Origin of the sequence: Pseudohongiella acticola, assembly GCF_001758195.1 — a bacterium.
GTDB lineage: Bacteria > Pseudomonadota > Gammaproteobacteria > Pseudomonadales > Pseudohongiellaceae > Pseudohongiella > Pseudohongiella acticola.
The window spans coordinates 1763418-1777610 of record NZ_MASR01000001.1 but is presented as its reverse complement, the minus strand read 5'-3'; the positions used below and the strand labels follow the sequence as shown (position 1 = coordinate 1777610).

2 protein-coding genes are annotated in these 14193 nt (G+C 59.3%); both read right to left on the bottom strand.

Annotation, left to right across the window (positions count from 1 at the left end; genetic code table 11):
* Window positions 1–334: 334 nt before the first annotated feature.
* Window positions 335–2176 carry a ShlB/FhaC/HecB family hemolysin secretion/activation protein gene (locus PHACT_RS07435; RefSeq protein ID WP_070116599.1) on the bottom strand — a complete coding sequence of 614 codons (1842 nt, stop codon included), beginning with the start codon at window positions 2174–2176 and terminating at the stop codon, window positions 335–337.
* On the bottom strand, window positions 2173–14139 hold the full coding sequence (locus PHACT_RS07430; RefSeq protein ID WP_070116598.1) for a YDG domain-containing protein: 11967 nt from the start codon (window positions 14137–14139) through the stop codon (window positions 2173–2175). Before PHACT_RS07430 ends, PHACT_RS07435 begins: the two co-directional genes overlap by 4 nt.
* Between the last annotated feature and the right edge of the window lie 54 nt (window positions 14140–14193).

Genomic DNA, 14193 nt, shown 5'->3' with positions numbered 1-14193 from the left:
ACCCGGGAGCCTGTTGTGCGGGTCAGGGTATGGCTTCAACCAGACCTTGACCACTGTTCGGAGGCAGGCAATGGTAGCATGAAGTTGCCGCCGGGGCGTCGAGTTCCTGACCGCGATATCTCATTATGTGGCCAGGCTATCCATTACGCACGATGAGCGGCCAGCCCATGGGCACACGGTGTATCATAGCTACAGAGCCTCGCGATTTTGTGCAGGATGACCATGACATGCTGCATGAGGTGGATGGTGCCATGCACGTGAACAAGCGGTAAAAACCAACAAAGCCCCGGCAAGCTGAAGTGCTGTTTGCTCGCTGGTAATTGGCTTTCACGCCCTAGTACGAGTAATTGCAGCCAGCAAAAAAGCGGGTGTTTCCCGATGCCGTCTGCAGTGTGTCTTTACCTGCGACAGCCAGGGTGAAGCTGCAGCGCGAGTTGCCCATCATTTGCAGACTGAAGCCCAGGCCCGCATCCCATAGGGACTCGCTGCCGCCGTTGTCGTAGTAGGCAGTGCCGGTCTCCACAAATGTTGACCACTGGATGTTCTGGACCAGGCCATACAGTATTGGCCGGTTCAGGGGCGGCAGATGCAGGGTCTGATTGACGAACCAGCCTCGGTCGCCGGCGCCCTCGCTGGACTGGTAGGCGCGCAAAATGCCCGGTCCGCCCAGCGCGAAATTGTCACTGCCGGCCAGTTCGGTGGCGGCGTATTGCGCGGAGAACTGGGTTTCGGTGCGCCAGTTCTGCCAGCGTTCGCCGAAAATGGCCAGTTGCTGCATGTGGGCAAAACTCAGACTCAGGTGTGAGTATTCCGGCTCTCCAGAGACACTGTTGTAAAAGCGCCGGAAGTTCTCTGTATCATTGAGGTCTGTCAGGCCCGCCAGGCTGTTGAACACGGTAGCGGTAATCTGGTTGGAACTCAGGTCGCGCTGCAGATTCAGTGTCAGCCCGGTGGACAACTGGACACCATCGTAGGCGGCGCCCCCCACCTCGGTACCACCAAACAGGCTCGCCCGTTCGAATTGCTTGAGAGACAGTGCCACGTTGCCCAGCAACTCCCAGCTGTCACCGCTGCGCAACGGTAGCCGATAGTCGGTGGTGAGCTGCAGAGAAGTGCTGGCCGAATCAATGCCGGGAATGGTGCTGGATGAAGTATCCGAGTAATTGGCATTGAGCGTGAGCGTGTGACCCCAGCGATTAGGCATGGTCAGCACGGCGGAATAGTTGCTGAATTCATCAATACGATTGCCGACGGTGGCGTTCAGTGACAACTGGTTGTTCTCGCCCAGGACATTGCCAAGATTGCCGCTGAGCGAGTAACGGTCGGTGCCGGAACTTTCGGTGGCGTGGTTGTTGTAGCCCGCCTGAATGCCCCATGGGCGCTGCTCGTCAATCTGGACATTGGCAACACTCTGTCCCAGTTGTGCCCCCGGCTCAAACACCACGCGGGCGCTGCGGAATGGGCTGCGGTTCAGTTGTTCCACCGCGTCATCCAGTGACTGTTGGCGCAGGATCGGTTCTTCAAGAATCGGCTGAAAGCGCGCGTTGATACTGTCGGGATCAGTCCACCATGGGTCGTCTGCACGGTAGCTGCCATCACCGCGTCCGAAACTGATGCGAACATCGGCCAGGCGGAACTCATTGACCTGCACAAGCAGGCGGTTATCGGCAATTTCCTGGGGCGGCACGATAACTGAAAGCAGCGGATAACCATTGGCGCGGTAGGCATCAGTAATGTCCCGCTGAATGAAGCGGACATCGCCCAGGGTCAGTGGCAACCCCCGGTAGACTGACAGCGCATCACGAATGGCGATGTACAGGGCGTCACGCTCGGTTCCGTCTACCCGACTGCGGCCGACAAAGTCTACGAATTCGCCGTCATTGCGCTCGTCCCCGGTGTCCAGCAGCTCGATGGTCATGGCGTCGAAAGCCGGTATGATCTGGATGCCGTCGTCGGCGCCGGGGGCACTGATCAGCGAAGGGAAGTCGATCATGCCCTCTGCGGAACCTGCCGGCAGCACGGGGGCGTTATAACTTTCCACGGTGGGTTGTGGGCCGATGACCTGCACGCCGGGCGACTGCTCCTGCGTCTGGGCCTGAGGCTGGGACTGGGCGAATGCCGGTATGGCGGCCATCAGTAATACAAGGCCAGCGGCCGGGCAAATTAACCTGTTCATGTTCCCGCCCTCCAGGCGTCGGCGCGTGCGGCCAGTTCTTCCGGTCCGCCGGACAGTGCTTGCACCTGACGCTGGGCGGCACCGGCCTCCTGCTCCAGGTTGTTCTGTACGTACTCGCGTATCACTTCGTTACTGGCCTGTCGGGTTACTTCATATTCCTGCTGACGATTTGATTCCACCTTGGCGTTGAGCACGTACTGGCTGACCTGATCCTTGGCCTTCTCCACGCCCACAGCCAGGCGATATTTGGATTCCGCCACTGCCTGTGCCTGCTGCAGGTAGGCCATGATGGCCTGGTCTTCGGCCTGTTGTTGTTCCATGGCCGCAACCTGGGCCTGCTGTGCGACGAAGGCCTGCGCTGCCGCGATTTCTGCGTCGGAGGGACCGCCTCCGCCAAACCCGAACAGGTCGCCGGCAAAGTCGATGGCGCCGCCGACGATATCGCCGCCCCAGTCAGCGATGGTGGTCATGGCCTCACCGACACCGCCCAGCGGTCCGGCCAGGACTTCCAGCTGATTGCGCGCCGTGCTGAGGGCACTGTTGGCGGCGCTGACGGCACCAGTGCCGACTATGTTAACGGCCTCCAGGGTGGCACCTTCCGGATTGGAGAACAGGTCTTCACCCAGTGCCAGCAACTGGCCTGCCGCCGCTTCCGGATCTTCCAGGGCATTGAGTGCCAGCTCCTCCGGGCTGCCCCCGAACACAGCTGCGAACTCTGCATCCACGGCGCCACGCACGTCATTGACCGCGCGCAGGGTGCCGGTTCGGTCCGCCACTTCGGCCTGGGTAATGGCCGCATCCTGCATGGCCAGTCCTGTTCGGCCTGCCGTCGCGGCATCGCCTGTGTTGTTGATGGACAATGGGCTGTTGCGACCGCCGGTGGAACCACTCGCCACCATGGCCAGCAGTTCTTCCGGCGAGCGACCTTCCTGCATGCCGGTAATGACATCACGAGCCATCGCCGCCTGAGGCATATTGTTCTGCAGGTAGAGTTCCAGCATCTCTTCGGGAGTATCTGCGGCGCGGGCGGCATCTGCCTGGCCATTGATGTAGCTGATCAGCATCTCTTCCGGCGTCTGACCATAGGTGTCGGCGAAGGCCTGTTCGGCAGCCACCTCAATGTTATTCACTTCCACCAGCGTGCCGGTTGGGTCTTGCGCAGCCGCTTCCTGCATGGCGGCATCCTGCAGCGCACCGTCCAGTCGGACCCGGGCCACAGCCATCTGCTCGGCAAGATCGATGGCGCTGCCGCGATCGGTAGGGACCAGGTCTACCGCGGTGCCGATCGCGGCGTTGGGATCATTCAGTGCCTGGGTTGGCGTGATCCCGAATTCCCGTCCAACGGCGGCATCAATACGCGCCTGGTAACCTGCCGCCGCCGAGCCCGGATTCGCAGCGGCAGCAAGATTGGTCGCACCCTGGGTAGCCAGCATGCCCAACGCAATGCGCTCTACCAATGGCAGCACATTGCCGCTGGCATCCACCTCAGGTACGGTACTGAGATCGACGCCGGCCAGCTGGGCGATGCGGTTGTTCATGCGCTGCCGGGCGGCGACGACCATGGGCGCGCTATCTGCCTGGCCGGTGCCTGTGCCAAAGATCTGTACTGCGGCAAGGGGGCCAGCAACAAACAGGTCTTCAATGCTGCTCAGCGCAGATTGCTGTGACGCCATCGCGTTTTGATACTGGGTTTGCAGCTGGTTGAGTTCGGGCACGCTGCTGACCAGGCCATCGCGCAATTGTTGCGGGTTTACGTCCAGTCCCTGTCCGGAGCTGGCCTGCTGCGCCAGTTGCTCGGCATAGTTCAGTGCGCCGGCGCCCAGCGTTTGCGAAATGGTATCGCCCACGGCGTTTTTGGCGGCAGTCGCCTGCTCGCGCCCGGCCAGCGTGGCAACCACCACCGGATCGGTATCGACCAGGCTGGCGGCGGTGCGTTGAGCCAGATCAGATGACACCACGGCCTGCAGACTGTTGAGTTTACTCTCGGCCTCCTGCCGCGATTGCGCCAGGTTTGCGGCCCGCTGCTCGTACGCGGCAGCACCAGCAACGCGGGCCGATTCCATTTCCTCGCTGGCTTCGGCGATGCCGTTTCGTAAGGCGCTGGCGCGCTCGGCTGCCAGTTGTACTTCTATCTCAGTGTCGTTCATTTCCTGACTGAGGATGTCACTTTGGGCTTGCAGCTCGGCAATGCTAAGTTGGGTAGTTTCAAGTTCCTGTTGCTGCGCCGCGATTAGCTGTTCGGTTTCCTCGCGTTGCTGCAAGATCTCGTCTTCCTGGTCGATCAATTCCTGCAGGCCAGCCTGAAGCTCGCGGTACTGCGCAGCCTCAGCGCCGCGGCCGGTGTTCAGCGCCTCCTGCTCCAGGCGGGTGTACTCATCCAGTCGTTCTCTGGCTTCCTGGATTTCCGCCAGGTTGGCGTCGATATCCGTCAGCACGGCGCTGGCGCTGGCGAGCGAAGACTCGATAGTGGGTATCAGGGCGCTGGCTACCTGAATGTCACGCTGCGCCTGGTTAAAGTTCTGGGTCAGAGACTTCAAATAGCGCGCTTCGCTGCGATAGCCAGCTTCCAGTTGCACATACTCCTGTTGTCGCTGCTGCATGGCCTGGGCAGCGGCAGTATAGGCCTGGGTGAAACTGTCGCGCTGCGTTGGTGGCGTGGACAGGATGAGGTTGTTAACCGGGGCAGTTGTCACGCTCTGGAAAGTACTAGCTGCCGCTGCTTCATATTCGACCACCGTAACCGCATCCGCCTGGGAGTTTGCCATGGCGGTGAGGGTTGCACGTTGTGTCTCCAGATCGTTGTTGGCCTGGGCGCGCAGCACCTCCGGTGGTACTACGTCGGTAATCAATTGCAGTTCGCGCTTGATGTTACCGGAAGCGGTAGGTGTCCCACCCAGAGTGTAGTTCGCCGAGTCACCACCGGTCAGCTGAAAGCCTTCAAGAATGACCGGTTTTCCGTCGCCGACGCCGGGGTCTGCGAACTGACCACTGATCTGTGATCCGATCAGGCCGACATCGTCACCGCTGAGAACGCCCTGAAGATTGCCGCCACTGACCGTGGCACTGGTGTTGCCGTCAAAGAACTTGTCAGCTACCTGGACGCCGGCAATCTGTAACAGGCGCTGACGGATGTCGACCGTCACGTCTTGTAGCGGTGCCAATGTATAGTTGGTGAAATCGGCACCCGACAGCAAAAAGCCGGAAACCGTGACCGGTTTGTTGCTGCCGGCATCAGGGTCGGCTAACGCACCGCTGACACCTGCGGAGGATAGCTGCACGTTGTCACCGGCAATGAGGCCAGCAAGGACGCCACCGGAGACGGCTACTGAGGTGTCGCCATTGTATTCCCGATCCTCGGCAGCGACGCCGCTGATACTGAGCGACTTGGGCGTGATGGCGGCAGTCAGACTGCCAGGCAGTTGCAACCGATAGTTGCCGGCATCGGCGCCGCTGAGGCCGCCACCCTCGACACTGACCAGTTTGCCGTTGCCGACATTCTTGTTTCGGAAGCTGCCGCTGAGCAAGCTAGCATCAAAGCCCACGTCATCCCCGCCCACCCTATTGGCCAGCGATGCGCTGCCACTGAAGGTAGCGGTGACATTGCCGTCATAGATTTTATCCTCTGCGACAATACCCGTTACCGACACGGTGCGGGGCGTGATGGAGGCCTGCAGCTCGGGAACTCTGAGTCGGTAGTTGCCGCTGTTTGTGCCGGCAAGGCTGATCCCGGTGATGGTCACAGGCAGGGAGTCGCCGACGTTTTTGCTGGCAAAGCTGGCAACTGGCTGCCCGCTGACCGACAACGTATCGCTACCCAGCGCGGTGACAGAAAGGCTACCGCTCAGCGGCGCTAGTGTGGTGCCGTCGTAAACCTTGTCGTTGGCAATCACGCCGTTAAGTGCCAGTTCAAATGGTGAGATCGACGCGCTAAGCGGATCGGGCTGTTGCAGAATATAATTACTGGCGTCAACTCCGGACAACGCGAAGCCACGGGCGATGACATTGTGGGTGCCAACATTCTGACTGCTAAAGGTGATTGCAGGCGAACCGGCGATGGAGACATTGTCTCCCACCTTGAAAGCTGCGGCAGGGGTGCCGGACAGGCTTGCCCGGTTGTTTGCATCATAGATTTTGTTCTGTGCCGCAATGCCCGTGACTTTGACGGTAAGCGGGGTAATACTGGCAGTCAGGCCAGTGGGCAGTATCAGATTGAAGTTGCCGGCATCCAGTCCGCCCAGGCTGATGCCGCTCACTGTCAGGACCTTGTCGTCGCCTACGTGTTTGTCTTTCATATTGGCAATTGCTGTTCCTGACAGTGCCAGGTCATCCTGAATGTTCTTCAGCGTGCCCAATGTGCCGAAATCAAGAGTGCCCTGGCCAGTGAGGCTGACCAGCGTTGTAGCGTCATAAACGCGGGCCTCGCCGGCGAGGCCGGTAAGCAACACATTGGCCGGGGTAATGTTCGCGGTAATGCCACTGATTGGTGAAATGCGATAATTGCCACTGTCTGTGCCTGCAAGCGCCAGGCCGGAGACGCTGACGGTCTTGTCTTCACCGGCGTGACGGTCGGCAAAATTGCCACTGCGGGCGGATTCGTCAAGCGTTACCTGATCACCACTGATCTGGCCGTCCAGCACACCATTGCCAGTCAATACCACCGATGTCGTCAGATCATAGACTTTGTCGCTGGCGCTGATGCCAGCGACAGTGAGTGCCTTGGGGGTAATGGACGCGGTCAGCCCGGTAGGCGTCGCTGCCGAGTAGTTGTCGGCATCGGCGCCGCTGAATGTAACACCCGACATGGCTACCGGTTTGTTGTTGCCGGCGTTCTTGTCTGCAAATTCGAGCTCCACTTCGCCGACGTCGATGGCCAGGTCATCACCGGCGATGGTGCCACCGAATGTACCCGTGCCGGAGATTTGTGCCACGCTTGTACCATCATAGACTTTGTCGGCGATGGTCAGTCCGTCTACCGTAATATTACGTTTGCTAACGCTGCCGGTCAGAGCGTTCGGCAGGTTTAGCGTGTAGTTGCCAGCGTCGTTACCATTGAGACTGAAGCTGCCGCTTAGCGTGACTGCCTTGTCGGTACCGGCATGCTTGTCAGCATAACTGGCAGACACAGCTGAATCATCCAGCTCGACATCATCACCGACAAAAGCGGCATCCAGACCGCTGTGTTGCAACGTGGTTGCGACGTTGCCATCGTAGACTTTATCACCGGTAAGCCCGGCAATATTGAGTGTAAAGGGCGTGATACTGGCACTAAGGCTCAGCGGATTGATGCCATAGTTGGCGGCATCGGCACCGGTCAGTGAGTAGCCCCCGACAGCAACGGTCTTGTTTTGCCCTGTATGTTTGTCGGCGAAGCTGCCAAAGCGCACGTTGGTATCGAGATCGACTGCGTCGCCGTCCAGCACGCCAAAGATATATCCACCGGTAAGCGAAGCGGTTGTCGTGCTGTCATACACCTTGTCCGCCACATTGACGTCCCGCAGATCCAACTGACGCTGACTGACGGAGGCCATCAGGCCGGCATCGGTGGCGTCATAATTGCCAGCATCAGAGCCGCTGAGAGTAATGCCGTCGATACGTACTTTCTTGTTGGTGCCTGCGTGCTTGTCGAGAAAACTCAGGGAATAGGCACTGCTGTCGAGGATCATGTCGTCCCCATCCACGGTGCCGCCAAATACGGCATCGCCGCTGGCTGAGACTGTTGTAGTGCCGTCATATACCCGGTTACTCACGCTAAGGCCGGAGACGGTCAGCGGCCGTGCCAGAATGTCAGCATTGAGTCCGGTGGGCTGAAGCAGGGTGTAGTTGTTGGCTTGGGCGCCGGACAGGGTAAAGCCACTGATGCTGACAGTTTTGTCTGTGCCGGCGTGTTTGTCGATGAACAGGGCTGATCCGTCACCCTGCAGATTGATATCATCACCTCCCAGTGCGCTGATCAGGGCCGTGCCATTAAGCTGCGCCGTGGCAGTGCCGTCATAGATTCGGTCAAGCACGCTTAGACCCGTGATGACCAGGTCTCTTGCGGTGATATTGGCGCTCAGACCAGTTGGCTGTAACAGCGTGTAATTGCCCGCATCGATGCCTGACAGTGTAAAACCACTTGCTGAAATGGTTTTGTCCGCACCCACGTGGCGGTCGGCAAACTGGAACAGGCCAGAGCCGCCCAGAGTCACTGTGTCGCCGCCCAGTGCGGCGATAGAGGCAGTGCCATTGGTTATTGCAGCAAGCGTGCCGTCATAGATTTTATTCTGGCCAGTGAGCCCGGTTACCTGCAGGTCGCGGCGACTGATGGTAGCGAACACTGATCCGTTCAGATTCAAGGTGTAGTTGGAGGCATCAGTGCCGGCGAGCGACAACCCGGCAAGCATGACTGGTTTGTTGGAGCCCGCATGTTTGTCGCTGAAACTGCCGCTGAGCGTTCCGTTCAGGCTGAGGTCATCGCCATCCAGGCCTTCAATAGTGGCAGCACCGCTAAGATCGACCTGCGTAGTGCCATCATAAATGCGATCCGCTGCGGTAAGCCCCATCGGGTTTAGCGCCAAAGCGGTAATATTGGCAGTCAGACCGGGAAGCACCAATGTATAGTTGGCTGCGTCAGCACCATTGAGCTGCAGACCGCTGATCGACACCGGCTTGTTGTTGCCGGCCTGTTTGTCGGCAAAGCTGGCAGTGGCCGTGAGTGTGCCCCCGAGTGATATGTCGTCACCGGCAAGGGGTGAAATACTGGCATTGCCGACCAGTGAGGCGTTGATGGTGGCGTCATAAACTCTGTCTGCAATACTGAGCCCGCCCACCTGCAATTGTTTCTGTACGATTGTCAATAAACCATCGACCAGCGTAACGTCATAGTTGTTGTCCAGACCACCGGCAGCCACCAGGTCAAAGGGCTGGGCACGCACGTCCGTATTCAACACGGCGTCGGTGGTGACACTGAGCGGCGTGTCGAAGACGGTTGCCGTGTCTCCAGCCACAAGGCCGTCGCCATCATCCAGCAAATTCATAAAGGTGAACGTGAAGGCCGGGTTGGCGGTGCCATATTCGCGGGTGACGTTGTCGATAATGGCGCGGATGGGTTTCTTGGTGACGGTCAGGTCGCCGGCCTCACCAGCCGTCACGTCTAAGCCAAACAGGCTGCCGGTAGTGGCATTTTGCCTGACTGTGGCCACCAGGCCGTTGGTGTAGCTGCCCACTTCGGCAAAACCGCCAGCCGTGGTGCCGACGCTGTCGGCCGGACCGGCCAGTACCACACTGGTCAGGCTGGTTGGCGTAATACCCCAGGCGGCAGCGTCGATGTCGTTGCCATCCAGCGTGGCCGAATCCAGCTTTAGCGTGGTGTCGGCCTCATCACCGAAAGTGATGGTGGCATCGCCCACCGAGACCTGCACGGAAGGCCGCACCGTGTAGAAAAAGCCGCTGCCTGCGGGCAGGTTATCAGGAATCGGGTTGCTGACATCGAAGGCGCGATTGTAATGCACAAAGTCGCGGCCGGTGATGTCCAGATCATTGCGCAGGTTACTGGGTGAGATGGCACCAGTGTTCTCTGGTGTTTTAGAAAACACACGGAATACGCCTGGGTTGGTTGCATCGAAACGGAAAATATTATTGGTCAGTGCGCGGTTTTCGAAGCGGTCAGGGGCATTGATGAGCACACTGCCGGTGCCCAGGTTCAGCGTCGCCGAGTTGTTACTGGAATCCGTGCCCACCAGCACCCGTGCTTCCCCGCTGTCCCGGTAGGTGGCGTTGGCACTGGGCGAGCCGGCCAGCAAATGCAGGTCGCCATTGTCAGTGGTGATAGATGCGTTGACCAGAATGGAGCGGCCGGCTTCCAGTGTCAATTTGCCGCCATCGCCGCCGGGGTTGTTCACGGTGATGGCGTCAACGACATTGATATCATTGTTGGCCTGCAACCTGACGTCGGTCCCCAGCGACAAGGCACCGGCCAGCGAACTGGCCTTCAGGCTGAGGGTGTCGCCGGGCTGGTTGCCGAAGGCGAACCGGCGGCCGAACTGGAACGGGCCTTGATACCGGTAGGCGGCTCGCCAGGGCGTGCTGCTGGAGATTGACGCTGGTGTGCCACCGGAGACGACTCTGTCACCAGAAATAGCCAGGCTGAAACCAATGCTGGAACTGTCGCTGCCACCGCCGTTGGCCGCAGCCAGGGTTGCGATCATGTTGTTGCTGCCGTCCTGCCAGCCGCCCTGTTTGTCAAACAGATAAACCGCGCCACCGACGCTGCTGCTGCCCGGGAAGGCGCTGACGCCCACCAGGCCATTGTCAACGGCGACCGCAGCACCGAATCCGCTATGATTAACCTGCAGACGCGCCGCCGGCTGGCTGGAGGCTGCCCAGCTGCCTTGTTTGTCGAACACATAGGCGCCGGTGGTACTGGACTGTTGTATATTGCCGAATTGCGTACCAAAGCCGACCACCGCGAGGTTGCCGTCCAGCGCGACGGAGCCACCAAACAGGCCTGACGCGAGGTCATTGGAAGCGCCGAGGCCGCGGTTCAAAATGGTCTCTGCCGCAGTGGACCAGTCATTGGAGTTGTTTTCAAAGATAAAGCCGCGCTGGGTGATACTGTTGTCAGTCGAAGCCTGTCCGACCAGCAGCGTATTGCCGTCCAGTGCCACGTCGATGCCAAACCCATCGCTGTTCTGGGAGGTGCTGGGCGTCAGGCTGGCAATGGCATTGTCGAGGGCGCTCTGCCATCCCGCGCCACTGTTCTGAAACAGTTTTACCTGACCCGGTGTGGATTTGCTCTGGTGGGTAAAACCAACGGCCATGAGGTTGTTGTCCAGCGACAGACTGTTCACTGTGTTGCTGCCAAAGAATTTATAACCGGTCAGGTTGGTGTTGCCATTCTTCCAGCCAGCGCCTTTTTCAAAAATGTAGGCGTCGCCCGGGCTGATGACCGCCACCGTCGAGCCATTGATGCCGACGTCCAGGCCGAAGTTATACGAACTCCCGCTGATAATGCGCTGATAACGTCGACCAAGCCTGGCAGCGAGGCTGCCGTTTTCAAAAATGTAGGCAGCGCCCTCAAAAGTAACGTTGTGCGCGACGCCTGGATCGCCCACTACCCAGGTATCACCATCGATGGCAACAGACTGGCCAAACTCCGTTGAGTAATTAAGTCGGGTGGTACCGTAAGTATCGCCATAGGCCCAGTTTCCGTTATGACGCGTAAAGGTATTGATGCGGCCAGCCTGCACCACCGGGGAGGCCCAGTCTTTCTGTCCGATGATGGAGAGATCGCCGTCCAGGGCAATGGCATAGGGATGTAAGCCACTGAGGTTGACGGCCAAACCCTGCGTGCAACCGGTCTCGGCGCAGGCGCCCCAACCGGCAGTTGGTCGCTGATAGATTGCGTGCGATAAACCGCCGCTGGTAAAAGCGTTCTCAACCAGCAGTGAATCGCCTGATACAGCAATGTGGTTGCCAGACCAGTTGCCGGTGCCGGGATTGGCAATGGTCCACGCAGCGCTTTGCTGAGCCTGCGTGCCGCTGTCGCCAACAGACAGATCAAATTGTCGGAAGTTGTTGCCTGCGTTTACCACCAGGGTCCTGTCATCAACGTCGAAACTGGTTATGTTGGAAAAATCAGTTACCGTCAGATTCAAGCGATTAAATCCGACAAACACATCCAGCTGATTGGCCGGAATCGTGGGGTGGTAAGACTTGGTGCTGCCGATCACGACCACGTCGCCATCGGCTGCCAGGGTCGTGCCATAACGTTGATCGGCAACCCTCTCGACAGCGGTAAACTCACCGGCCGCTCCGCAGTTGGTTGATGAGTAGCAGCCATAAACGTGCACCGTGCCGGCGTCCTGGCCATTCACTGAATTCGGATCAGCCAGCGGGTTGCTGATGTAGAAATACGCAGTGCCGGAAAACTTGGCACCGACCAGCGCAGCGCCCCAGTCGTCACTGGAAAAATCGTTGGATTGTTTGGAGTAGGGGTTGTATTGCTTGCTTACCAGGCTTTGTGTGCCGTTTTTCCAGCCATTGCCCCGGTGAAAAAAGGAGATCGAGCCTCGCTGTTGGTTGGCCGTGTTTTGCACCGTCTGATTATCGCCGGGCGCGGATACGGCAACAAAGTCGCCCGCAATGGCAATCGTCTTGCCAAATCTGACTGCGCTGGAAAGACCACTGGTCAGTGTGGCTTTAAACATACCGTCTTCGAATACATAAACACCCCCGGAGGACCGGCCTCCTGAAGTGCGATCGTCCGTCGACACGATAAACGTATTGCCACTGATATCCACGTCCTGGCCAAAATTCCAGCTCGACGTCGATGTTGGGATGAAGCCCGGTTCGCTGAGTACCCGCTGGAATTCTTCCAGCGGTGCGGCGGATTCGATAATGGTGATATTTTTGGGATCCAGCAGCCATGCGCCATTGATTCCATAGGCGGCGCGGGCACTGGCATCCACATTGCCATCAACGCCCAGGCCCTGCAGCCCTGAGGTCTCCACGCGACCGCCATTGCCGCCGCGCAGGCCGCCACGGGCGGTGATGGTGCCGGCGAACTGTGTGACGCCATCGGACCAGGCGACTACTGTACCGCCCTTGCCGAGCAAGCCTGCGTCGACGCTGATATGGCTGGTGTCGCTGATATAAGTGGACCGGGAATTGGCGACCGCCAGTAGCGGTGTGTTCTGCCAGATGCTGTCACCCTGCCAGCCACCGCCCAGGTAGACCTCGCCGCCCAGCGCACTGCCCTCGGCGGCAATGTTGCCCCCGAACATCGACACACTGTTGCCCCACAGGCTGGCGCGACCGCCCTGCAGACGCCCGGAAACGTTGATAGTCCCGGATAACAGGGTCTTGCCCGTGCCGGCGTCCACCACCACTTCACCGCCGGCAATGGTGCCCCGGGCACTGATTGTGCCAGCTGATGTCAGCAGTGCCTCGTGCTCTGCTTCCAGCGTAATCAGACCGCCATTGCCGTCAAGTCCGTCGGCATGCATCAGGGTATCGGTGATGATCGACTCTGCGGTCAGCTCGATACGACCGCCTGAGCTGCCACTGACGTCCTGCACACCGCCGAAGTTCTCAATGGCCTGGGCGTTGATCTCGATGTCGCCGCCGCTGCCATCGGCGTTGATGGCGGCAATGGTACCGCTGCTTTGCACAGTACCGTCGCCGGCGGTCAGGAAGACTTTTCCACCCTCGCTGCGCACACCGGTGGCCTGGATCAGGCCGCTGTTGTTGCCGGCCAGGGCATAAATATTGCCGTTATGGGTGCGCAGTTCGGCCACCATGGCGTTAATGCGACCTTCGTTGCTGACCGAATTGTCACGTTCGCCAAGTTTTACGGCAAAGGCGCCGCGCGCCCAGCTGGTGTCAGTCAGCACATCCACGCGGGTGCCGGCAGCAAGTCCTGCATGGCCCTGCGAAGCATTAATATCGCCGCGATTGTCCACGGTGTAGCCCGCCAGCAGGACATTGCCGCCGGAGGATGAAATCCTGCCCAGATTGGTGACGCCACCCAGGGATTCACCAGACAGCGTGAAGCCACCACCGTCCAGGAAGTCGGTGTCGGTGATGTCGAGGGTAGAGCCAATGAAATGACCACCGGTGAGCACACGTCCACCTTTACCGATGACGATGCCGTTGCTGTTTAACAGAAAGACACTGCCGCTGGCGGTGAGCTCGCCGTAAATGCTGGAAACGTCGGTGCCTGTGACGCGGTTAAGCGTGGCCCCGCTGCCATTGTCGAAATTGACGTGATAACCGGCACCTATACTGAAGCTGTCCCAGTTGACGATACCGTATTGGCTGTCCTGTTGGATAGCCATGTGCTGCCCCTGCACATCGATGCTGACCTTGCCGTGGCCGACATCGGCGCCCTGGGGCAGGTCCTGAGCGCGGCTGGCGTGCATGGTCAGGCTGGCGGCGCAAATGGCGACAGCCAATTCAAGACGTTTGAATTGCTTTGGGGGCACGGATTTTTCCTGTTAACGCTGGTGATAGTTTTGTATTGATCGGAGTATGTCAGC